Here is a 22006-nt window from a genome sequence, read left to right as displayed (position 1 = left end):
GCTTCCCTCACAGGAGGCTGCCGAACCCGTTGGTGATCGGGTAGCGCCGCTCGCGGCCGAACGGACGCCGGGTGATCTTCGGGCCGGGAGGGGCCTGGCGGCGCTTGTATTCGGCCGCATGCAGCATGCCCCAGACCGCGTTCACCACCTCCGGCGCGTGGCCGCGGGCGACGATCTCCGCGACGCCCAGGTCCTCCTCGATCAGGCAGCGCAGGATGTCGTCCAGCGCCTCGTAGGGCGGCAGCGTGTCCTGGTCGGTCTGGCCGGGGCTCAGCTCCGCGGTCGGGGCCTTGACCAGCACCCGCTCCGGCACGACGCGGCCGGCCGGGCCGAGCGCCCCCTCCGGCACATGGGCGTTGCGCCAGCGCGCCAGCGCGTAGACCGTCGTCTTGTAGACGTCCTTCAGAACGGCGAAGCCGCCGCACAGATCGCCGTAGAGCGTGGCGTAGCCGACCGACATCTCCGACTTGTTGCCGGTGGACAGCACCATCGGGCCGAACTTGTTCGACAGCGCCATCAGCGTGACGCCGCGGGCCCGCGCCTGGATGTTCTCCTCGGCGACGTCGGGGTCGCGCCCGGCGAAGGCCGGCCGCAGCATCCGTTCGAAGGCCTCCATCGCCGGCAGGATGGACACGGTGTCGAGCCGGCAGCCGAGCAGCTCCGCCGACTCTGCGGCGTCCTCCTGGCTCTCCGGCGCGGTGTGGGGCGACGGCATCATCACGCCGTGCACCCGCCCGGCGCCCAGCGCGTCCACCGCGATGGCCACCGCCAGCGCCGAATCGATGCCGCCCGACAGGCCGAGGATGACTCCGGGGAAACGGTTCTTGGCCACATAGTCGCGCAAGGCCAGCACCAGCGCCGCGTAGACCGCCTCCAGCTCGTCCGGCGGGGCCACGCATTCCGTGTCGGCACAGCTCCACACATCGTCCTCGCCGCGCTCCCAGCGGGTGATCAGCAGATGCTCGGCGAAGGCCGGGGCCTGCGCGACCAGCCGGCAATCGGCGCCCAGCGCGAAGCTGGCGCCGTCGAAGACCAGCTCGTCCTGCCCGCCCACCTGGTTGACGTAGAGCAGCGGCAGGCCGGATTCGGTGACCCGCCGGACGGCCAGCTGCACGCGCTGGTCGTGCTTGCCCAGCTCGAACGGGCTGCCGTTGGGGACCACCAGGATCTCCGCCCCGCTCTCCGCCAGAGTCTCGATCACGTCGGTCGACCACATGTCCTCGCAGATCGGAACGCCCAGCCGCACCCCGCGGACGTTGATCGGGCCGGGCAGCAGACCGGGGACGAAGACGCGCTTCTCGTCGAAGACGCCGTCGTTCGGCAGGTCCACCTTGAAGCGGGTCGCCGCGATCCGCCCGCCGTCGAGCAGCAGGGCGGCGTTGTGGCGTTTGCCGCCGTCGCGCCAGGGCGCGCCGACCAGCAGGGCCGGACCGCCGTCCGCCGTCTCGGCGGCGAGTTCACGCACCGCCTGCTCCACCACGTCCAGGAAGAAGGGCTTCAGCACCAGATCCTCCGGCGGGTAGCCGGTCACCGCCAGTTCCGGGCAGACCATCAGATCGGTACCGCGCGCGGCGGCCTCCGCCCGCGCGTTGCGGATGCGGTCGATGTTGGCGGTGATGGCGCCGACGGTCGGGTTGATCTGGGCCAGCGCGATGGAAAGGCGGTCGGTCATGGCGGCGTCGTCCGGTGAAGCGGCGGATCGGCGACACCGTAACAGCCGGAGGCCGGGGGCGGAAGCGGCGCACGGCCGCAGCGGAACCGCACCATCGCACGCTGTGTTGCCGGAAGGACAGGACCCCAACAGAAGGATGACCGGTCATGCAACAGTCCGGGCAGGGTTCCGGTGCCACGACCTCCGTCTGGATGGACCGCGGCGGGGTGGCGATGCCCGCCGGGACGGCCGCCCCAACCGCCGCAGGGCTGACTGCCTTGCGGCCCGACGTGATCGTCGTCGGGGCGGGCATCGCCGGGGTGACCGCCGCCTATCTGCTCCAGCGTTCCGGCAAGTCGGTTCTGCTGCTGGACGACGGACCGCCCGGCGGCGGCGAGACCGGGCGCACCACCGCGCATCTCTCCAACGTCATCGACGACCGCTTCACCGAGATCGAACGGCTGCACAGCGAGTCCGGCGCCCGCATGGCCGCGGATAGCCACGGCGCCGCCATCGACACCATCGAACGGATCGCCCGCGAGGAAAACATCGACTGCGGCTTCGCCCGGCTCGACGGCTATCTGATGCTGGCGCCGGGGCAGGACCCCGCCGGGCTGGACCGCGAGCGCGACGCCGCCCGCCGCGCCGGGCTGGACGATGTCGAGCGGATGGACGCCCCGCCGATCCGGCATCCCGGCCCCTGCCTGCGCTTCCCCGGGCAGGCGCGCGTCCACGCGCTGGACTATCTGGCCGGGCTGACCCGCGCCTTCCTGGCGCGCGGCGGCGCGCTGTCCACGGGGGCTCATGTCTCCACGATCCGGCAGGACGGGGAGCGCGTGCGCGTCGAGGCCGGGCCGGACCATGCGCTGGTCGAGGCCGATGCGGTGGTCGTCGCCACCAATTCCCCGATCAGCGACCGCTTCGCCATCCATTCCAAGCAGGCACCCTACCGCACCTACGCCATCTCCCTACGGGTGCCCAAGGGCAGCGTGCCCGACGCCCTCTATTGGGACACGCTCGACACCTATCACTACGCGCGGCTCCAGCCGGAGGCCGACCACGACCGGCTGATCGTCGGCGGCGAGGATCACAAGACCGGCGAGGCCCGCGACATGGCCGAACGCTGGGCCGCGCTGGAGGCCTGGACGCGCGACCACTTCCCCCAGGCCGGGGCGGTCGAGCACCGCTGGTCCGGGCAGGTGATGGAGCCCTTCGACGGGCTGGCCTTCATCGGTCCCGACCCGGCCTATGGCGGGCGGGTCTTCGTGGCGACCGGCGACAGCGGCATGGGCATGACCCACGGCACCATCGCCGGGCTGGTCCTGTGCGAACTGATCCACGGCAGCGGCAGCCCGTGGGCCGCGCTGTACGATCCCGGCCGCAAGATGACCAACAAGCTCGGCACCTATCTGCGGGAGAATCTGGACGTGGCCCGCCACTTCCTGCCCTACGTCCAGGGGCCGGAGCTGGAAGGTGAGGACCGCATCGAGCCCGGCCAGGGCGCGGTGCTGAAATCGGGGGTCTGGCCCGTCGCCGTCTTCCGCGACGAGTCGGGGACGCTGCACCGCCGCTCGGCCATCTGCCCCCATCTGAAATGCGTGGTGCGCTGGAATCCCGGCGAGCGGAGCTGGGACTGCCCCTGCCACGGCTCCCGCTTCGCGGTGGACGGGACGGTTCTGAACGGTCCGGCCACCCAACCCCTGGCGCCCGTGGAGGACTCCGCAAGCAAAAACTGATAAAATCCTTCGAAGCCGAAGAGTTTCGACCGGGCGTTGCAGGAGCCCTGCGACGAATTAACCTGTGGTAAAGGACTCCGGTACGATCATACCCTTACGGCGAAACGATCACGCGCGGGAGGCGGCGATGTATTACTCGGAGATGTCCGGACCGACAGGGACGACCAGCACGGTCCTGCAGCAGGCGAACAACGCCAAGAAGGCAACCGAGAGCAAGGCCGCGGACGGCGCCAAGGCCGCCGCCACCACCGACGCCGCGACTCCCGCGAAGAGCGCCAGCCCGGCCTACACGATCAGCCAGTCGATGGAAAACCTGCTCGACAACCTGTCGGGCAAGAAGCCGGCGGCGGGCGCCGACGGGGCGAACGCCGATGCGGCGGGCGATGCCGCCGGCGGCGGCAAGACCGGCGCCCAGGCCATGGCCGACCGGGCCAAGCAGGCCGAGCAGATCATGCAGAAGGCCCTGGAGCAGTCCAAGGGCCTCTCCGGCCTGTTCGAGAAGGCCATCGACAACATGGCCGGCGACCTGGGCAGCCTGCTCGGCGGGCTGGGCATGTCGGACGACGACGTGAAGGGCGCCGTCGGCGATTTCGGCAGCGCCATGAAGGACAAGCTGAAGTCCATGGACTTCAGCCAGATGGGCATGAGCATGGAGGAAGCCCGCTCGCAGTGGTCGATCGAGTCCCGGGGCATGGAACTGACCATCCAGGACGGCGACAAGTCGGTCCGCATCTCCTTCGCCAAGTCCACCCTGGACTTCACCCGCGAGGACCGCGGGCTGGCCGCCACGCTGAACGCGGACGGCTCGGGCAGCGCCATGTTCTCCGCCGCCACGACCAAGGTGTCCGGCAAGGCCACCGGCATGATCGTCCGCGCCAACGGCTTCAGCGACGACGAGATCAAGGGCGTCCTGGAGAAGCTGAACGGCATGGCCGCAAAGGGCGGGATGAGCGGCCTCGGCGCGCTGACCCCGACCAAGAGCGCCGATGGCGTGATGCACCTGAACCTTGACCTGTCGCAGCCCATCGCCGGCCTGACCGACGGCAGCAGCACCAAGGGCGCTGCCGCAGCGGACGCGTCCCAGAAGGTGGACATCAAGGCGTGAGGAAGGGCGGGCCGTTTCCCGGAAGGGGCGCCCGCAAAAGGGGTGCGGTCTGTGACAACGGGGGCCGGCGCTTGCCGTCGAGCCGGCTCCCTGTATAGAAGCGGCTTTCGCTGTTTCGGAGATTCGCTTCCCCATGACCGACCGCAACGCCGTGCTGGCCGCGAACCAGGCATTCTACCAGGCCTTCACCGGGCGTGACTTTCCCGCCATGGACCGGCTGTGGGCCTCCCGCCTGCCCGTGTCCTGCATCCATCCCGGCTGGATGATCCTGTTCGGCCGGGAGGCGGTGGTGTCGAGCTGGCAGGACGTCCTGCGTTCCCCCCGCGGCCCGGCGGTGCAGGCGCGCAACGAGCGCGTCAGCCTGTACGGCGACACCGCGGTCGTGCTCTGCGAGGAGATCGTCGGAGACGCCGTTTTGGCCGCGACCAACCTGTTCGCGCGCGAGGACGGCGAATGGCGATTGGCCCACCACCAGGCCGGACCGGTCGCCGAGCCGGCCGCGCAGATCCTGACCCCTCCCGACCGTCTTCCGCCCGGCGGCCTGCTGCACTGAGCGCGGTCGCATTCCCCTTTGCCGGCCTCAGCGGCGCTCCGCCGCCCTCTCCAACTGCCAGATCAGGTCGCCCACCACCCGGTCGGCGGTGATCCGCTCGGGGTCGCTGTTGGTCAGCGCCACCGCGGCCCAGCGGTGGGCGCGTGAAAAGGCGATGTAGGCGTTGAAGCCACCGGTGGAGCCGGAGTGCCAGAGGATCGGCGTGCCGTCCGCCGCCCAGGCGACGAACCAGCCCAGCGCCATCGCCCCCTGCCCCAACGCCCCCGGATCGCGCAACGCCCGTCCGTCCACCTGCACCGACTGGGCGAGCGCCAGGGTGGCCGCGGTCTCGCCGTCGCAGGCGGCCTTTCCCAGGCCGGTGCAGTCCCCCATGTTGGCGCGCAGCCAGCGCAGCAGATCGTCGGCGGTGGAATAGAGCCCGAAGGAGGGCTGCATGGCCGGCGCTTCCCAGTCGGGGACCACCTGCCCGCGGGCGTGTCCCACCGCCTTGCGGGCGCGCTGCCCGGCGTTGGGCGCCAGAGTGGTGTCGGTCATGCCGAAGCGGTCGGTGACCACCCGTTTCAATAGGGCCTCGTAGGGAATGCCGGAGGCGGTGGACAGCGCCTCCCCCAGCACCGCCATGCCGACGTTGGAGTAGCGGAAGCGCGTGCCCGGCGGCACCGTCAGGCTGAAGCCGGACAGCCACGCCCCCACCTCTTCCCGCGTCAGCGGCTTGTAGGGGTTGCGCGGGTCCTCCAGCCGGCTCCACGAGAAGCGCGGCGTCTCCGGCACGTTGGGCAGCCCCGCTGTGTGGGTGGCGAGGTCGAGCAGGCGGATCGGCGTGCCGTCGAAGTCCGGGGCGTGGACCGGCTTGGGCAGATGGCGGGCCAGCGGATCGGTCGGGGCGACACGCCCGGCGCGGATCAGCTCCGCCAGGATGGTGCCGGTGAAGGGCTTGGTCAGCGAGGCGATCTGGAACAGGGTCCGCCCGTCCGGCGGGCCGCCGTCGGGCCGCCCGCTGACGCCGCGCCCGACGACGAGGCTGCGCCCGTCGCGGATCACCCCGACGACGATGCTGCCCGCCCCCGCCTCCTCGAGACGGCGATCGGCCAACGCCGTCACCGCCTCCCGAAGACGGTCCGGGGGCACCGCATCCGCCGGCGCCGGGGCTGTCGCCCAGACGGTGAGCGCAAGAAACGACACGACACCGAGCACCGGCCCCCGCATCCCCACCCTCCGTCATCGGCGCGCGGAATGGGCGCGCTGAAGGAAGAGTGGGAAGCGGCCCCGCCCGCCGGTACGCCCGCGGACGGACATCACGCCAACGGAGCAGGCCATGCCGGGCGGGTTAGACCGGTGAGGCCCGGGCCACCCGGCCGAAATTTACCCGGCCAATTTCTACTCGGCCATTTCTACTCGGTGGGAATTTCCGCCTGCGGCGGGCGGCGGTCCTTGACGATGGTCAGCGGCACGTCGTCGGCGGCGACCTCGATGATCGGCTGGCCGCCCAGCAGGCTGGGACACTGCTTGACCTGGGTGAAGGCCATGAAGAAGTCGGCCTTGCGCCAGTCCAGACCGGTGCCGTTGACCAGCTTCAGCCAGGGCGGCAGCTCGAAGCGGACGGCCAGCGTGTTGCCGCAGACCGACAGGGTGTACTGGCGCGGCGGCGCCCTGCCGCCATTCTCGCGCTCCACCAGGGCGATCAGCTCGGCCAGCGCCTCGTGCTGGGAGTTGCCCCAATAATCCAGCTCGAACCGGCCCTCGGCGCCCTTGAGCCCGCCGGTGAACTGGTTGTAGTAGACGTACTGGTTCGGGTGCATGGCGCCGAGCTGCCACGCGTACAGCACGGCCACCGCAATGGCCGCCGCCCCGTACGCCTGCCCCGTACGCCTGCCCATCGCCTCGGCTCCGCTCCACAGCCGGTCGAAGGCGATGCCGGCCAGCACCGCCATGGGCGGCGCCACGAACAGGAAATGGCGGATGCCGTTGTAGACGGACGGGCGCATCAGCATGAACAGGATCACCGGCAGGAAGGCCGCCAGCGCCAGCGGCACCCAGCGCACCGCACCGAAGGCGCCGTCCACGCTCCGCCAGCCGCCGCGCACCACCCACAGGGCGGCCAGAACCACCGCGGCCAGGGTGCCCAGCAGCACCGCCTCCGGCAGCTTCACCCCCAGATAGACCGGCAGGTAGAGCGCCGGCGGGGCGGCGGAGCTGACCATCTGCCCCATGAACAGCGTCTGGATGTCGATGGGGAAGTGCGAGACGACGCGCAACGCCTCCAGCGGGTTCAGCGGCTTTTGCACCGCCCACGGCCAGAACAGCGCCATCACCGCGTAGGCCAGCGGAATGGCCGGCAGCAGGGGCGGCACGGCCCGCCGCACGACACCCAGCGCCGGCCGCAACCCGCCCTGCCACGCCACCAGCACCACATAGAGGGCCAGCGCCACCGCGAGGTAGAAGCCGGCCAGCACCCCGCCCACCCGGATCGACAGGGTCAGGCCCAGCGCCAGCCCGAACTTCAGCACGGCGCTGCGCCGCGGGGCCGGCATCTGGCCGATGATGCGGGTGGCGAAATAGAGCGTCCACACCATGCCCGCGGCGAAGGGCACGTCCTTGGTGTTGTTGAACATGGCGCCGTAATAGACGCCGGACAGCGCCAGCAGCGCCGCCGCCAGGAAGCCCGCCCGCGGCCCGGCCAGCAGCCGCGCGTAGCGCCAGCAGCCGGCGATGCCCAGCACCCCGACCAGCGCGCAGAGCAGGTGGCGCGTCTCGTACTCCTCGAACGGCGAGATCGGAACCACCAGCGCGGTCACCAGATCGAACAGCCCGCCATACAGGTACAGGTCCTTGAAATGGAAGGCCGACCGGTCGGTGAAGCCGGACAGGTAGAAGGACAGCAGCTTCTTGCCGTAGATGTGCTGCACCTCCTCGTCGGTGCTGATCCCGTAGTTCCGGAAGGTCAGCGCGGCGAGGATGATCAGGCACAGCAGAAGCGCGCGCGCCATGTCGTCCCACAGGGCGCCGGCGCGGCGTTGCGTCAGGGCGCCCGCCGGGGGCGACGCCCCGAGGGGATTCAGGCCGAGCGGCGGCATCAGGCTCATGAAGGGCGGTCCTCGCTTCCGGGCCGGCGCCAAGCGCCTGCGTTGGCCCCCGGATTGGCCACCAAATTGGATGCCGGAGCGGCGGCCTCGTCCTCGAAGCCGTGCGCGGACCGGACGATGTAGAGGGGACGTCCCTTCACCTCGTTGAACACGCGGCCGAGATAGTCGCCGATGACCCCCAACGTGACGAGCTGGATGCCGCCCATGAACAGCACCGCGGCCAGCAGCGATTCATAGCCGGGCACGTCGATGCCGTAGATCAGGGTGCGCAGCAGGCGCATCAGGATGTAGACGAAGGCGAAGCCGGAGATCGCCATGCCCACCAGGCTCCACACCCGCAGCGGAAAGGTGGAGAAGGCGGTCAGCCCGTCGAAGGAGAGGCTGAGCAGCTTCAGGAAGCCCCATTTGGTGTCGCCGCCGGCGCGCTCCCCCTGCTGGTAGGGGATGCTGGCCTGACGGAAGCCCACCCAGGCGAAGATGCCCTTCATGAAGCGCGTGCGTTCCGGCATGCGGTTGATGACGTCGACGACCCGGCGGTCCATCAGCCGGAAGTCGCCGACCTCGCGCGGCAGCTTGACCTCCGACAGGTTGTCGAAGATCCAGTAGAAGGCGCGGGCGAACGCCCGGTGCTTCAGGCTCTGCCCCACCCGCGCGTGGCGCACGGCGACGACCACGTCGTAGCCCTCGCGCCATTTGGCGAGGAACTGCGGCAGAAGCTCCGGCGGGTGCTGGAGGTCGGCGTCCATCGGGACCACGGCGTCGCCGGTGGTGTGGCGCAGCCCGGCCGACAGGGCCAGCTCCTTGCCGAAGTTGCGCGACAGGTCGACCACCTTGACCCGCGGGTCGGCGTCATGGACGTCCAGCAGGCGGTCGAGCGTGTCGTCGCGGCTGCCGTCGTTGACGCAGACCACCTCCCACTCGGCGTCCAGCCGGTCGAGAACGGGCACCAGCCGCTCGAACAGCGCCGCGATGTTGGGGCCTTCGTTGTAGAAGGGGATCACCACCGACAGGCGCCCCCGCTTCGTGCGGGCGGAGCGCGACGGCTTCGGGGCGGAAGCGGCGTCACCGGTGATGGGGGCGGGTGTGGGGACGGTGTTGGCGGAAGCCGCCGGAGTGGGCGCGTCGGTCGTGGGCGCGTCGGTCAGGGACATGGCCGGCCGTTGGGTCAGATGATCACGAGCCGGGTCGGAAGGGTCCAGGCAGGCGTCCCCGGCGGGGCGCTTCGCCCTTTGGCATATAGCACGATACATGTGGATGAGCAAAACGCCTCTATTGTGACCATCCACGGCCTAAGCCGTGACCAGCACGCCGCTGGAACCGGCGCCGGAACGGTCCGTCGCTGGTGGGCTAACGCCACGGTCCCGACAAATATTCCAAGGCCCCGCGAAACCGCCAGAACCCGGAAGGATAAGGACATCCCCAAGCGTGCGCGGAGGGACCCCATGCCCGTTTTCGGGGACCGGAAAGCGGTTGGCACACTTAATGAATTGGTAAGCGGACACTGCCATGTTTTGTATCTAAACCATTCAGCCTCATCCGGAGTTTTCCCGACCATGAGCCTGTTCAACCATCTTCGGGTCGGCACCAAGATCACGGCGGCGAACGCCGGGGTTCTGCTCTTCCTGGTCGCCATCGGCGGCATCGGGGTCTATGCCCTGATGGACGCCAAGCACGGCTTCGCGACCTATCAGACGCTGGCCCGCCAGACCACCGAGGTCGGGCGCATCCAGGCGACGATGCTGGAGGTCCAGCTCCAGGCCAAGACCTTCCTGCTGACCGGCAGCGAGGAGGCCGCCCACACGGTGGACTCGCTGGCCGCCGACCTGGACGGGCGGATCGACGAGGCCAAGACCCTGTTCACCGAGCCGACGCTGAACCGCACGGTGACCCAGATGGACAACGAGCTGGGCCAGTACCGCGAGGCCTTCACCCGCATCATGGAGTTCCAGGCGACCCGCAACGAGGCGGCGGCGGAGCTTGTGGACCTCGGGGCCAAGATGGAAAAGGCGCTGAGCGGCGTCATGGACAGCGCCTACGCGGACGGCGACACCGAGGCCGCCTATCAGGCGGGCATGGCGGCCCGCCACTTCCTGGCCGCCCGCAACATGGTCAACCGCTTCCTGACCGACGGCTCGGCGGAGAGCGCCGACATCTTCCGCAAGGAGCTTCAGAGCGCCCGCGAGCGCGGCAACGCGATGCTCGCCAAGCTGACCGAGCTGGAGCGCCGCCGTGGCGCCTCGTCCTTCCTGGCCTACCAGCGCGTCTTCGCCACCCAGTTCGAGAAGGCGGTCGTCGCCACCACCAAGCGGGACGAGCTGGTCGCGCAGGTGCTGGAGACGCTCGGCCCGACCGTCAACGCGCGGGTGGAGCAGTTGCGCGACGCCAGCGCACGCCAGCAGGCGGCGCTCGGCGCCACCGCCACGGAAAACATCGACCGGGCCCGCACCGTGGCCACCGCCGCCGCCGCGGTCGCCGTGCTGCTCGGCCTGATCTCCGCCCTGCTGATCGGGCGCGGCCTGTCGCGGCCCATCGTCTCGATGACCGACACCATGACCCGGCTGGCCGGCGGCGACCGCCGGGTGGACGTGCCCGGCCTGGACCGCGGCGACGAGATCGGCGGCATGGCCAAGGCCGTCGAGGTCTTCAAGCACAGCCTCATCCAGGCCGACCGTATGGCCGCCGAACAGGCCGCCGAGCATGCGACCCGCCGCGAGCGGTCGGAGCGCATCGACACCCTGACCCGCGAGTTCGACCGCATGGTGATGGAGGTGCTGTCCCGCGTGTCCTCCGCCGCCACCCAGCTCAACAGCACGGCCCAGGGCATGTCGGCCACCGCCGAGCAGACCACCCGGCAGGCCAGCGCCGTCGCCGCCGCCTCCACCCAGGCCACCGCCAACGTGGAGACCGTCGCCGCCGCCGCCGAGGAGCTGACCAGCTCGATCCAGGAGATCAGCCGGCAGGTCGCCCAGAGCAACAGCATCGCCGGGCAGGCGGTCAGCACCGCCGAGCGGACCGACGCCACCGTGCGTGGCTTGGTCGACGCCGCCCAGCGCATCGGCGAGGTGGTGCAGCTCATCAACGACATCGCCAGCCAGACCAACCTGCTGGCGCTGAACGCGACCATCGAGGCGGCCCGCGCCGGCGAGGCGGGCAAGGGCTTCGCCGTCGTGGCAAGCGAGGTCAAGAGCCTCGCCAACCAGACCGCCAAGGCGACCGAGGACATCTCCGGCCAGATCGCCGGCATCCAGCAGGTCAGCCGCGAGGCCGCCGGGGCCATCGCCGAGATCGGCCGCGTGATCGGCGAGATCAGCCACATCTCCACCACCATCGCCGCGGCGGTCGAGGAGCAGGGCGCGGCCACCCAGGAGATCAGCCGCAACGTCCAGCAGGCCGCCCGCGGCACGCAGGAGGTGTCCGGCAACATCGCCGGGGTGACCCAGGCGGCGGAAGCCACCGGCGACGCCTCCCGTCAGGTGCTCGACGCCGCCGACGGGCTGAGCGGCGAGGCCGAGGGGCTGCGCGGCTTCGTCTCCCGTTTCCTGACCGACATGCGGGCCGCCTGACGGTTTCGTCTTCCCCCTCCTCCATCCGATTGCGATGGAGGAGGGGTTTTTCTTGCGCCGCCCCGGCCCTGTTGGGCAAATAGGGGTCATTGCGCACCCCGGACTGCTTTTCCCATCATGATCCTGACCCCGATCCCGGCCGAGACGATGCCGGAGGCCCTGGCGACCTTCGAGCGCCTGCTGGCCGGCAAGCCCCTGCCCCTCGCCGCCTTCCGGCGCATCGCCGCCACATGGCCGGTGCCCGGCGGCGTCGACACGCCGGAGCAGCGCGCCGAAGCGGTGCGGCTGGCCCACGCCCACGGCATCGGCACGCTGGACGAGCCGCCGAACGCCTCCTTCATGTGGGACGGCGACGTCATCCGCACCGACGTGGAATCGACGGTCATCGTCCATGAGGTCGCCCACTGGCTGGTCGCAGCGCCCGAGCGCCGCCCGCTCTACGACTTCGGCCTGGGGCCGGGGCCGGAGACGACGCTGCGCAAGGAGGCGCGCAGCCAGCAGAAGCTGACCTTCGAGGAATGCATGCACGAGGAGCAGCAGACCTCCCTGCTGGGCGTGCTGTGGGAGGCCGAGCTGGGCCAGCCGGCGATCCTCGCCTTTCTGGAGCAGAACTGGATGGAGCGCTGGGAGCGGGAGAGCACCGCCGCCTTCTTCATCCGCCATGTCGAGGAACTCTTCACCCGCGGCCTGATCGACGCCGAGGGCCGCCCGTCCACGGCGCGCGCCTGGGCGGACAAGCGGGCGGACGAACGGATGCGGGCTGCCTGAACTTTGCACTGCCCATAAATCAATCATAATTCCCCTGGAGGCTGGACCGTCATGACCCGCAACCTGCTTACGCTGGCCTCCGCGCTGGCCCTGCTCGCCACCCCGGTGGCGGCGGACACGCTGAAGATCGGCATGATCACCACGCTGTCCGGCCCCGGCGCGGGTCTGGGCATCGACATCCGCGACGGCTTCGCGCTGGCGGTGGAGCATGCGGGCGGCAAGCTGGGCGGTCAGGACACCCAGGTCATCGAGGCGGACGACCAGCAGAAGCCGGACGTCGCCGTCGGACTCGCCAACCGCATGGTCGAGCGCGACCGCGTGCAGGTGGTGACCGGCGTGGTCTGGTCGAACCTCGCGCTGGCCATGTTGCCGACGCTGGCCGGCGGGCAGACCTTCTTCATCAGCCCGAACGCCGGCCCGTCGCAGCTGGCGGGGGCGCAGTGCAACCCGTACTTCTTCAACGCCGCCTACCAGAACGACCAGATCCACGAGGCCGTGGGCAAGCATGTCCAGGACGAGGGCTTCAAGAAGGTCTATCTGATGGCCCCCAACTACCCGGCGGGCAAGGACGGTCTGGCCGGCTTCAAGCGCTACTACAAGGGCGCGGTCGCCGGCGAGGTCTACACCCAGGTCGGGCAGCTCGACTACGCGGCGGAGCTGGCGCAGCTCAAGGCCGCGGCGCCGGACGCCGTCTACGTCTTCTACCCCGGCGGCATGGGCATCAACTTCATCAAGCAGTATGAGCAGGCCGGGCTGAAGGGCGCCGTGCCGCTGTTCGGTCCCGGCTTCTCCTTCGACCAGGACATCCTGTCGGCGGTCGGCGAGTCCGCGCTCGGCGTCAAGAACTCCGCGCAGTGGAGCCCGGACCTCGACAACGCCGCCAACAAGACGTTCGTCGCCGACTTCAAGGCCAAGTACGGGCGCATCCCGTCCATGTACGCCGCCCAGGGCTACGACACGGCGCTGCTGATCGACACCGCGGTGAAGGCGGTCGGCGGCAACCTGAAGGACAAGGACAAGCTGCGCGCCGCCCTGGCCTCCGCCAAGCTGCAAAGCCTGCGCGGCGAGGTGGCCTTCAACACCAACCATTACCCGATCCACAACATCTACCTGCGCGAGGTCGTGAAGGGCGTCGACGGTGCGGTGACCAACAAGACCGTCGCCACGGTCTTCACCAACCACGCCGACGCCTACGTCAAAGACTGCCCGATGAAGTGAGGCGCAGCCAGGACGCCGGAGAATGGACGCGCTCCTCCTCGTCGAACAGGGGCTGAACGGGCTTCAGCTCGGGGTGATGCTGTTCCTGATGGCCGCCGGGCTGACGCTCGTCTTCGGCATCATGGACCTCATCAACCTCGCCCACGGCACCTTCTACATGGTCGGCGCCTACCTGACGGCGGCCTTGGTGCCGGTGCTGGACAGCTTCCCGCTGGCGCTGGCGGCGGCGGTCCTGCTGACGGCGCTGCTCGGGCTGGTGGTGGAGGCGGTGGCGCTGCGCACGCTCTACCGCCGCGACCACCTGGATCAGGTGCTGGCGACCTTCGGGCTGATCCTGTTCTTCAACGAGCTGGTGAAGATCGTCTTCGGCCCGATCCCCATTTTCCTCAACCCGCCGGCGGCGCTGGCCGGGACGGTGGACCTGTTCGGGCTGAAATACCCGGCCTTCCGGCTGGCGATCCTGGCCGTGGGCATCGCCGTGGCGGTGTTCCTGTGGCTGCTGATCGCCCGCACGCGGGTCGGCATGCTGATCCGCGCCGGGGCCACCAACCGCGAGATGGTGATGGCGCTGGGGGTGGACGTCCGGCTGCTGTTCGGGCTGGTCTTCGCGCTGGGCTGCGGGCTGGCCGGGCTGGCCGGCGCCATGGCCGGGCCGGTGCTGGCCGTTCAGGTCGGCATGGGCGAGCAGATCCTGATCCTGACCTTCGTGGTCATCGTGATCGGCGGCATCGGCTCGATCCGCGGGGCATTGGCCGGCGCCCTGCTGGTCGGCATGGTGGACACGATGGGCCGCGCCCTGCTGCCCGCCGCCTTCCGTCTGGTGATGGACGCCGCCAACGCCAGCGCCGCGGGGGCCGCGCTCGCCTCAATGGCGATCTATGTGCTGATGGCGGTGGTCCTGGCGATCAAGCCCAAGGGGCTGTTCCCCGCCCATTGACGGCGTGCGTCACGCCCCGCCATAGGCCACCGGATCGGCCAGCCCGGCCTCCTGGAAGCCCTTCAGCCGCAGCAGGCAGCTGTCGCAGGAGCCGCAGGCCGCGCCGTCCGGCGCCGGGTCGTAGCAGGAGTGGGTCAGGCTGTAATCCACCCCCAACTCCAGCCCGCGGCGGATGATGCCCGCCTTGTCGAGGGTCATCAGCGGGGCGTGGATCGTGAACCGGCTGGTCCCCTCCACCCCCGCCTTGGTGGCGAGGTTCGCCATGGTCTCGAAGGCGGCGATGTATTCGGGCCGGCAGTCCGGATAGCCGGAATAATCCAGCGCGTTCACGCCGATGAAGATGTCCGACGCCCCCAGCGTCTCGGCCCAGGCCAGCGCGAAGGACAGGAACACCGTGTTGCGCGCCGGGACGTAGGTCACCGGGATGCCCGTCCCCAGATCCGCCGCGCTGGCGTGCTTGGGCACGTCGATGGTGTCGGTCAGGGCCGAGCCGCCGAAGGCCCGCAGGTCGATGTCGGCGATGACGTGGCGGTCCACCGCCATGGCCGCGGCGACGCGCCGGGCCGCCTCCAGCTCCACCGCGTGGCGCTGACCGTAGCGGAAGCTGAGCGCGTTCAGCCGGTAGCCCTGCTCCCTGGCGATCGCCAGCACCGTCGTGGAGTCCAGCCCGCCGCTGACCAGCACCACCGCATTCTTCGCGTTCATGTCCCTGCCCTTTTCCCATGCCTACAGGCCGGCCCGGCATAATCCCGTCCTGCCCGCAGGTCAACGGCGGCGGCCAACAGGCGGCGATTCCGCGCCCGGCAAAAAACCTCAGGCTGTTAACGCTTCAGAAATTCCCCTTGGAACACTCTTGTTCGTGAGGCGAACATTCAGAAGGCAGCCATAGAACCGGCACCAAGACATCCGCCGGTTGCGAGGGAGACATGGCCGTGAACGCAGTCCAATCGCCGCCCAGCGCCCAGGACGACCACGCGGACCGGACCGGCACAGAGCCCCCCTGTCACTGCGACGGTGCCGCCAAGGCGGCGGATTGCCAATCCTCCTGCCACCTGAAGGACGCGTCGTTCCGGGAGCGGGCCAAGGAAATCCTCTTCAGCGGCCGGGTGATCACCGCCGGGGCGGTGCATCTGATCGGTCTGGAAGACATTCGGGAGGAACTCGGCGACCGCTGGGAGCGGGTGAGGGAGCGGGTCCACGTCTACACGGACCGCCTGCTCGAAAAGATGCTGTCCTCCCACGACGTGTGGTTCCGGCACGGCGATTCCCAGTTCATCATCGTGTTCGCCCACATGGACATCCAGGCGGCGCAGCTCATCTGCGGGAAAATCGTCGAGTCCCTGCACCAGTCCTTGCTGGGGCACAGCGACACCAGCCAGATCGTCGTCAAGACCGCGCTGGTGGAGATCGACGGCAGCATCGCGGTCGGCAGCGCGCGGCTGGACGCGTTGCTCGACGCCGCCGGCCAGTCGAAGGGACCGGCCGGCCAGCCGCAGACCGAGGAGCGCCGACGCCCCTCGCTGTCGGCCTTCGCGCTCGGCAACGGCGAGCCGCCGCCGCGTCCCAAGGTGCTCTTCCGCCCGGTCTACGACGTGCGCAACAAGGTGATCTCCACCTACACCTGCCGCCCGGACCTCGTGACCTGCCGGCACATCAACCAGATCATCATGGCCGAATTCATGCAGGAGGAGGCCATCTTCGATTACGACATGGAAGCCTTGTGCCATGCGGTCTGCACCTACAACGAACTGTACAAGAACAATTTCCGCTACGCCCAGACCATCCCCGTGCATTTCGAGACCCTCGCCTCGGCGCGGCGGCGGCGGGAGTATCTCCAGTCCTGCCGGATGATTCCGGCCTGCCTGATCCCCTTCCTGGCCTTCGAGCTGGAAGGGTTGCCGCAGGGTGTTCCCAGCGGCCGGCTGGCCGAACTGGTCACCCTGCTGCGCCCCTTCGGGCGCGCCACCATCGTCATCCTGCGGGAGGAGAACAGCGACATCGGCACCTACGCCAGAGCCGGCGTCAAGGGTGTCGGGCTGTCCATGGACTTTCGGGACGGTGATCAACACTGCATCGACAAGATCAACGCCTTTTGCCCCGTCCCGCGCAGACACGGCCTGTTCGCCTATCTGGACGGCATCCGGAACGTCGAGCAGTTCCAGGCCGCGATCGAGGCCGGGGCGGCCTATGTCGGCGGGGCTGTGGTCGGCGAGGACTCCGACCTCCCCAAACACATGCGGCGCTGCACCGAGCGGCAGATGCTCATGAGGGCCAGAGTAAAGGCACGGCGCGAATCGGCATAGACAAGTCCGGCGAAGACACGCCCCTTTGCGCATAGGACATCAGGAAGCGCCAACCGGGCAGCTTTGTTAACGCATTAGCAAGTGCGAAAGGACCATTCTAAACTCAACGTCGATCCAGTGATGTCCGTACCCAGTCAAGGCGGCTGTCCTGCCGTTGGGTTCGCGCTCCCCCACAACCGGAAAGGGAAGCTCGGCCATGCTCATGCATCAATCCTCCGGTCCGGACGGCGCCATTCCGGAACAGGACGACGGCGCCACACCGTCCTCGCCCCCCACCCCCGGCCAATCGATCGACGAGTCCTTCAAGGAACGCGCCCGGCAGATCCTGGCGCACGGCCAAACGGTCACCGCGGGGTCCGTCCACCTGATCGGCCTCGACGAGATCCGGAATGAGCTGGGCGACCGCTGGGGAAGCGTGAACGAACGGGTGCACGTCTACACCGAGCGCATGCTCAAGAAGGTGCTGTCGCCGCGCGACGTCTGGTTCCGCTATGGCGAGAACCACTACATCATCGTCTTCGCCCAGGCCGACCGGAAGTCGGCGCAGCTGACCTGCAGCAAGGTGATGGAAAGCCTGCATCAGGCCCTGCTGGGCCACGCCGACACACGGCGCATCACCGTCAAGACCGCGGTGGTCGATGTCGGCGGCGGGGTCGCCCTGGACACCGCGCGGCTGGCCGATCTGCTCAAGGACGCCGCCCACAAGCCGGAGGGCGCCGCACCGGCCGCCCCCCTGCCGGCTGTCCCCCTGCCGGCCGCCCCCCTGCCAGCCTATGGCGCCGTTCCGACGGCGGAGGCGCGACGCCCGCACTGGCCCGAGATGCCGACGGACACCGTCACCCTGCAGCTTCGGCCCAAGGTTCTGTTCCGTCCGGTCTTCGACGTGAAGCACAAGGTGGTGTCGACCTACTGCTGCCGCACCGACGTCGACACCACCCGCTATCTGAACCTGATGGACGCCTTCGATCCGGAGCGCGAGGAGGCCGTCTTCGACCTCGACAGGGAGACGCTGAGCCTCGCGGTCAGCACCTACAACGAGCTGTACGCCAACAAATTCCGCTACGCCCAGACCATCCCCGTCCATTTCGGCACGCTCGCCTCCAGCCGGCGGCGGCGGGAATACATCCAGGCCTGCCGGATGATCCCGCGCGTGCTGATGCCGTTCCTGGCCTTCGAGCTGGACGGGCTGCCGGCCAGCGTACCCTATGGCCGGCTGGCGGAGATCGTGGCGATGCTGCGCCCCTTCGCCCGCGCCGCCATGGTCATCCTGCACGACGACGCCGGCGACCTGTCGGTCTACGCCACCGCCGGCGTCAAGGGGGTCGGGCTGCGGCTGGACGGGCGGGAGGACGAGCCGCACATCCTGGAGCGGCTCCAGACCTTCTGCCCCGGACCGCGCAAATTCGGCATGTTCGCCTACGTGGACGGCGTGCGCAATCCGGTGGAGTTGGAGGCGGCGGAGGCCGCGGGCGCCGCCTACCTGAGCGGCCCCATCATCGGCGAGGACTCGGAGGTGCCGGAGCACATGAAGCGCTGCACCGAACGCCAGCTCCTCCAGCGGTCGCGGCGGCGGCGCCACGACATGCCCTGGGATTGAAGGGGCGGAGGTGAGCCGGGTGACATGAGCGGGCCGACACACGCCGCCGACGCGACCTTTTGTGTTCAAGCCCGCCCAACTGTGCGAAAAGACGGGCCTACCGATTGGCCCACCGATTGGTTGACCGCCCCTCTGTTCCGGCCCTCCATGCCCCCGACCGCGCCCCGAACCGCCCTGCTCACCCGCCCCCGCATCGCCCTGCTGGTCCTGCTGGCCGTCGCACTGGCGCTTCCCACCGTCGCCGACTGGATGGGGGAACCCTTCTACGTGCGGCTGGCGACGCGCATCCTGGTCTTCGCGCTGGCGGCGGTCAGCCTCGACCTGATCCTCGGCTTCGGGGGGATGGTCAGCTTCGGCCACGCGGCCTTTGTCGGAATCGGCGGCTATGCCGTCGGCATCCTGTTCGCCCACCAGTCGGACGGATCGACGCTGTTCGGCCTTCCCGGCACGGTGAACGGGCTGATCGTCTGGCCGTTGGCCATGCTGGCCGGGGCGCTGGCGGCGCTGCCGGTGGGGGCGATCTCGCTGCGCACCACCGGCGTGCCCTTCATCATGATCACGCTGGCCTTCGCCCAGATGCTCTTCTACCTGATGACCGGGCTGAAAGCCTATGGCGGGGACGACGGCATCGCGCTGTGGAGCCGTTCCACCCTGCCCGCCCCGTTCAACATCGCCGACCACACCACCTTCTACTACGTGGTGCTCGGTCTTCTGGTGGCGGCGCTGGTCCTGGGCTGGCGGCTGGTCAATTCCCGCTTCGGGCGGGTGATCCGCGGCGCCAAGGACAACGAGCGGCGGATGGCCGCGCTCGGCTACCCGGTCACCCGCTACAAGCTCGCCGCCTTCGTCATCGCCGGTGCGCTGGCCGGGCTGGCCGGCGCGCTGCTCGCCAACGCCACCATGTTCGTCGGGCCGCAGTACCTGCATTGGAGCCGGTCGGGCGACCTGATCGTGATGGTCGTGCTGGGGGGCATCGGCACGCTGATCGGCCCGGTGCTGGGCGCCGCCGCCCTTCTGCTGCTGGAGGAGTTCGTGCCGGAGCTGATGGACCTCGCCCACGCCGGGCTGGGCGAGCATTGGAAGATCGTGCTGGGGCCGGTGCTGATCCTTCTGGTGCTTTACGCCCGCAAGGGCCTGTGGGGCGTCGTCGCGGGGAAGCGCCCGTGAACCGGCCACTTCTATGCACAGACGGACTGGTCAAGCGCTTCGGCGGTCTGGCCGCCACCGACGGCCTCTCGCTGTCCGTCGCGGAGGGGGAGCTGCACGCCCTGATCGGCCCGAACGGAGCGGGCAAGACCACCCTGATCGGCCAGTTGTCGGGCGAGCTGAGCCCCGATTCCGGGACCATCCTGTTCGACGGGCGCGACGTGACCAGCCTGCCCGTGCACAAGCGGGCGCAGCGCGGGCTGGCGCGCAGCTTCCAGATCACCTCGATCTTCCCCAGCTTTACCGCGCTCGACAACGTGGCGCTGGCGGTGCAGGCCCACGCCGGGCACAGCTTCCGCTTCTGGCGCGACGCCGCGCGCGACCGGCGGCTGGCCGATCCCGCCCGCGCGGTGCTGGAACGGGTGGGGCTGGGCGCGCGGGCCGACACCCGCGCCGACGCGCTGGCCCATGGCGAGAAGCGGCAGCTCGAACTGGCGATGGCCCTGGCCACCGGGCCGCGGCTGCTGCTGCTCGACGAGCCGATGGCCGGCATGGGGCCGGAGGACTCCGCCCGCATGGTCGAGCTTCTGCAAGAGCTGAAGGGCGGCGTGACGATCCTGCTGGTCGAGCACGACATGGACGCCGTCTTCGCGCTGGCCGACCGCATCACCGTGCTGGTGCGCGGCAAGGACCTCGCCAGCGGCACCCCGGCCGAGATCCGCAACGACCCGGCGGTGCGCGAGGCCTATCTGGGCGACGAGCTGGAGGTCGCCTGATGCTGCGCGTCGCCAACCTGACCGCCGCCTACGGCTCCAGCCAGGCGCTGTTCGGCATGAAGCTGTCCGTCGACGCCGGCGAGGCGGTGACCCTGATGGGCCGCAACGGCATGGGCAAGACCACGACCATCAAGGCCATCATGGGCCTCGTGGCGCCGACCGGCGGCTCGATCACGTTCGAGGGGGAGGAGATCGCCGGGCGCCCGCCGCACCGCATCGCGCGGGCCGGCATCGCCCTGGTGCCGGAGGGGCGGCAGGTCTTCCCCACCTTGACCGTGCGCGAGAACCTGATCGCCACCGCCGCCAACCGCTTCGCGCGGCGCGATCCCTGGACGGTGGAGCGGGTGCACACCCTGTTCCCCCGGCTGGCCGAACGCGCCGGCAACCTTGCCCGCAACCTGTCGGGCGGGGAGCAGCAGATGCTCGCCGTCGGGCGCGCCCTGATGACCAACCCCAAGCTGCTGATCCTCGACGAGGCGACAGAGGGGCTGGCCCCGCTGGTCCGCCAGGAGATCTGGGATTGCCTTGCCCGCCTGAAGGCCGAGGGGCAGGCGATCCTGGTGGTGGACAAGAACGTGCACGCCCTCGCCGCCCTGGCCGACCGCCATCACGTCATCGAGAAGGGGCGGCTGGTGTGGTCCGGCGGTTCCGCCGCCCTGCTGGCCGATCCCACGTTGAAGGAGCGTTATCTTGGCGTCTGAAGCCCTGTTTGGCGGCCCCCAATCACAAAAGTTGACCGCCGCCGAGATCGACCGCCAATACAATTTCCGCAAGCTGGTGCCGGGGCACCCGGCCTATTTCGCCCGCTGGCAGGCGGAGAGCGAGGCGGTGCGCGCCCGGCTCGGCGGCCGCTGCGACATCCCCACCGGCCCGCACCCGCGCCAGCGCGCCGACGTCTTCCCCGCCGGGGAGGGCGCGCCGGTGCTGGTCTTCATCCACGGCGGCTACTGGCGGGCGCTGTCGAAGGACCTGCACTCCTTCATCGCCGCGCCCTATGTGGAGCGCGGGGTGGCGGTGGTCCTGCTCGGCTACGGCCTGTGCCCGGACGTGACGATGGACGAGTTGTGCGGCCACGCCCAGGCCGGGCTGGACTGGGTCTTCGCCAACGTGGCGGATTTCGGCGGTGATCCGCGGCGGGTGGTGGTGTCGGGCCATTCGGCGGGCGGCCACCTGACGGCCAAGCTGGTTTCGGAGAATCGGGACCGCGTCGCCGGCGGCATCCCGATCAGCGGCATCTACGACCTGGAACCGATGCTCGGCTTCGAGGTGAACGAGCAGTTGCGGCTTGATCCCGACTCGGCGCGGCGGCTGAGCCCGATCCACGCCGTTCCCGCCCCCGCCCCGCTGATGATGCCCGCGTTGGGCGGCGACGAGACCGACGCGATGCACCGCCAGCAGGCCGACTACGCCCTGGCCTGGGCCGCTCAGGGCAACGCGGTGCGGGAGATCGTGGAGCCGGGCGCCGACCATTTCAGCGTGGTGGACCGCTTCGCCGAACCGGGCAGCGCGTTGTTCGAGGCGGCGCTGGGCATGATCCGAGGGCGATGACCCAAGACGCCGACGCGGGATG

Annotated in this window: 18 protein-coding genes; 13 read left to right on the top strand and 5 right to left on the bottom strand. The window is 69.8% G+C overall.

Going from position 1 to position 22006, the window contains the following annotated elements; all coding sequences use genetic code 11:
• Nucleotides 1–7 precede the first annotated feature (7 nt).
• Nucleotides 8–1672: an NAD+ synthase gene (locus FHW79_RS04680; protein WP_183177872.1), complete on the bottom strand. Its 1665-nt coding sequence runs from the start codon at nucleotides 1670–1672 to the stop codon at nucleotides 8–10.
• A gap of 146 nt (nucleotides 1673–1818) precedes the next feature.
• On the opposite strand from FHW79_RS04680, the gene FHW79_RS04675 reads away from it, so the two are divergent.
• From FHW79_RS04675 to FHW79_RS04665, 3 genes are all read left to right on the top strand, one after another.
• Complete coding sequence (locus tag FHW79_RS04675; RefSeq protein ID WP_183177871.1) at nucleotides 1819–3387, top strand: FAD-dependent oxidoreductase; 1569 nt, start codon at nucleotides 1819–1821, stop codon at nucleotides 3385–3387.
• 127 nt (nucleotides 3388–3514) lie between these two features.
• A complete protein-coding gene (locus FHW79_RS04670; RefSeq protein WP_183177870.1) occupies nucleotides 3515–4492 on the top strand; it encodes a hypothetical protein in 978 nt (325 codons plus the stop codon).
• Between the two features lie 133 nt (nucleotides 4493–4625).
• Nucleotides 4626–5045 carry a nuclear transport factor 2 family protein gene (locus FHW79_RS04665; RefSeq protein ID WP_183177869.1) on the top strand — a complete coding sequence of 140 codons (420 nt, stop codon included), beginning with the start codon at nucleotides 4626–4628 and terminating at the stop codon, nucleotides 5043–5045.
• Between the two features lie 27 nt (nucleotides 5046–5072).
• Here FHW79_RS04665 and FHW79_RS04660 read toward each other — a convergent pair whose 3' ends face one another.
• The 3 genes from FHW79_RS04660 to FHW79_RS04650 all read right to left on the bottom strand — a co-directional run bounded on the left by FHW79_RS04660 (nucleotide 5073) and on the right by FHW79_RS04650 (nucleotide 9279).
• Nucleotides 5073–6251, bottom strand: a complete 1179-nt coding sequence (locus FHW79_RS04660; RefSeq protein ID WP_183177868.1) for a serine hydrolase — start codon at nucleotides 6249–6251, stop codon at nucleotides 5073–5075.
• 185 nt (nucleotides 6252–6436) lie between these two features.
• Nucleotides 6437–8128, bottom strand: coding sequence for a glycosyltransferase family 39 protein (locus FHW79_RS33205; protein WP_183177867.1), 1692 nt, complete (start codon nucleotides 8126–8128; stop codon nucleotides 6437–6439).
• Nucleotides 8125–9279, bottom strand: coding sequence for a glycosyltransferase family 2 protein (locus FHW79_RS04650; protein WP_183177866.1), 1155 nt, complete (start codon nucleotides 9277–9279; stop codon nucleotides 8125–8127). Before FHW79_RS04650 ends, FHW79_RS33205 begins: the two co-directional genes overlap by 4 nt.
• Before the next feature lie 402 nt (nucleotides 9280–9681).
• Here FHW79_RS04650 and FHW79_RS04645 point away from each other — a divergent pair, with 402 nt between their 5' ends.
• From FHW79_RS04645 to FHW79_RS04630, 4 genes are all read left to right on the top strand, one after another.
• On the top strand, nucleotides 9682–11691 hold the full coding sequence (locus FHW79_RS04645) for a HAMP domain-containing methyl-accepting chemotaxis protein (protein ID WP_183177865.1): 2010 nt from the start codon (nucleotides 9682–9684) through the stop codon (nucleotides 11689–11691).
• Nucleotides 11692–11808: 117 nt separating this feature from the next.
• Entirely contained in the window at nucleotides 11809–12459 is a 651-nt protein-coding gene (locus FHW79_RS04640; protein ID WP_183177864.1) for an elongation factor P hydroxylase, read from the top strand.
• Nucleotides 12460–12510: 51 nt separating this feature from the next.
• Nucleotides 12511–13677: an ABC transporter substrate-binding protein gene (locus FHW79_RS04635; protein WP_183177863.1), complete on the top strand. Its 1167-nt coding sequence runs from the start codon at nucleotides 12511–12513 to the stop codon at nucleotides 13675–13677.
• A 22-nt stretch (nucleotides 13678–13699) separates the two neighbouring features.
• On the top strand, nucleotides 13700–14614 hold the full coding sequence (locus FHW79_RS04630) for a branched-chain amino acid ABC transporter permease (RefSeq protein ID WP_183177862.1): 915 nt from the start codon (nucleotides 13700–13702) through the stop codon (nucleotides 14612–14614).
• Nucleotides 14615–14623: 9 nt separating this feature from the next.
• Here FHW79_RS04630 and queC read toward each other — a convergent pair whose 3' ends face one another.
• Nucleotides 14624–15319 carry a 7-cyano-7-deazaguanine synthase QueC gene (queC, locus tag FHW79_RS04625; RefSeq protein ID WP_183177861.1) on the bottom strand — a complete coding sequence of 232 codons (696 nt, stop codon included), beginning with the start codon at nucleotides 15317–15319 and terminating at the stop codon, nucleotides 14624–14626.
• 227 nt (nucleotides 15320–15546) lie between these two features.
• Here queC and FHW79_RS04620 point away from each other — a divergent pair, with 227 nt between their 5' ends.
• The 6 genes from FHW79_RS04620 to FHW79_RS04595 all read left to right on the top strand — a co-directional run bounded on the left by FHW79_RS04620 (nucleotide 15547) and on the right by FHW79_RS04595 (nucleotide 21984).
• A complete protein-coding gene (locus FHW79_RS04620; protein WP_183178297.1) occupies nucleotides 15547–16917 on the top strand; it encodes a hypothetical protein in 1371 nt (456 codons plus the stop codon).
• A gap of 196 nt (nucleotides 16918–17113) precedes the next feature.
• A complete protein-coding gene (locus FHW79_RS04615; RefSeq protein WP_183177860.1) occupies nucleotides 17114–18514 on the top strand; it encodes a hypothetical protein in 1401 nt (466 codons plus the stop codon).
• Between the two features lie 147 nt (nucleotides 18515–18661).
• A complete protein-coding gene (locus tag FHW79_RS04610) occupies nucleotides 18662–19681 on the top strand; it encodes a branched-chain amino acid ABC transporter permease (protein ID WP_183177859.1) in 1020 nt (339 codons plus the stop codon).
• Nucleotides 19678–20436, top strand: coding sequence for an ABC transporter ATP-binding protein (locus tag FHW79_RS04605; protein ID WP_348984042.1), 759 nt, complete (start codon nucleotides 19678–19680; stop codon nucleotides 20434–20436). The genes FHW79_RS04610 and FHW79_RS04605 overlap by 4 nt, the downstream gene beginning before the upstream one ends.
• The gene (locus FHW79_RS04600; protein ID WP_183177857.1) at nucleotides 20436–21137 is read left to right on the top strand and encodes an ABC transporter ATP-binding protein; all 702 of its coding nucleotides are present in this window, start codon (nucleotides 20436–20438) and stop codon (nucleotides 21135–21137) included. Before FHW79_RS04605 ends, FHW79_RS04600 begins: the two co-directional genes overlap by 1 nt.
• Nucleotides 21127–21984 (top strand): alpha/beta hydrolase, encoded by an 858-nt coding sequence (locus tag FHW79_RS04595; RefSeq protein ID WP_183177856.1) that lies wholly within the window; start codon nucleotides 21127–21129, stop codon nucleotides 21982–21984. The genes FHW79_RS04600 and FHW79_RS04595 overlap by 11 nt, the downstream gene beginning before the upstream one ends.
• Nucleotides 21985–22006 lie beyond the last annotated feature (22 nt).

The sequence above is a fragment of the Azospirillum sp. OGB3 genome, from assembly GCF_014192915.1.
Classification (GTDB): Bacteria; Pseudomonadota; Alphaproteobacteria; order Azospirillales; family Azospirillaceae; genus Azospirillum.
Note: the sequence above shows the minus strand (reverse complement) of the source record. Positions and strands in the feature narration are given on the sequence as shown.

Bases quoted from the DNA above. Each gene is read 5' to 3' on its own strand.
- FHW79_RS04680 (WP_183177872.1), bottom strand. From the start codon at position 1,672: ATGACCGACCGCCTTTCCATCGCGCTGGCCCAGATCAACCCGACCGTC.
- FHW79_RS04675 (WP_183177871.1), top strand. From the start codon at position 1,819: ATGCAACAGTCCGGGCAGGGTTCCGGTGCCACGACCTCCGTCTGGATG.
- FHW79_RS04670 (WP_183177870.1), top strand. From the start codon at position 3,515: ATGTATTACTCGGAGATGTCCGGACCGACAGGGACGACCAGCACGGTC.
- FHW79_RS04665 (WP_183177869.1), top strand. From the start codon at position 4,626: ATGACCGACCGCAACGCCGTGCTGGCCGCGAACCAGGCATTCTACCAG.
- FHW79_RS04660 (WP_183177868.1), bottom strand. From the start codon at position 6,251: ATGCGGGGGCCGGTGCTCGGTGTCGTGTCGTTTCTTGCGCTCACCGTC.
- FHW79_RS33205 (WP_183177867.1), bottom strand. From the start codon at position 8,128: ATGAGCCTGATGCCGCCGCTCGGCCTGAATCCCCTCGGGGCGTCGCCC.
- FHW79_RS04650 (WP_183177866.1), bottom strand. From the start codon at position 9,279: ATGTCCCTGACCGACGCGCCCACGACCGACGCGCCCACTCCGGCGGCT.
- FHW79_RS04645 (WP_183177865.1), top strand. From the start codon at position 9,682: ATGAGCCTGTTCAACCATCTTCGGGTCGGCACCAAGATCACGGCGGCG.
- FHW79_RS04640 (WP_183177864.1), top strand. From the start codon at position 11,809: ATGATCCTGACCCCGATCCCGGCCGAGACGATGCCGGAGGCCCTGGCG.
- FHW79_RS04635 (WP_183177863.1), top strand. From the start codon at position 12,511: ATGACCCGCAACCTGCTTACGCTGGCCTCCGCGCTGGCCCTGCTCGCC.
- FHW79_RS04630 (WP_183177862.1), top strand. From the start codon at position 13,700: ATGGACGCGCTCCTCCTCGTCGAACAGGGGCTGAACGGGCTTCAGCTC.
- queC (WP_183177861.1), bottom strand. From the start codon at position 15,319: ATGAACGCGAAGAATGCGGTGGTGCTGGTCAGCGGCGGGCTGGACTCC.
- FHW79_RS04615 (WP_183177860.1), top strand. From the start codon at position 17,114: ATGCTCATGCATCAATCCTCCGGTCCGGACGGCGCCATTCCGGAACAG.
- FHW79_RS04610 (WP_183177859.1), top strand. From the start codon at position 18,662: ATGCCCCCGACCGCGCCCCGAACCGCCCTGCTCACCCGCCCCCGCATC.
- FHW79_RS04600 (WP_183177857.1), top strand. From the start codon at position 20,436: ATGCTGCGCGTCGCCAACCTGACCGCCGCCTACGGCTCCAGCCAGGCG.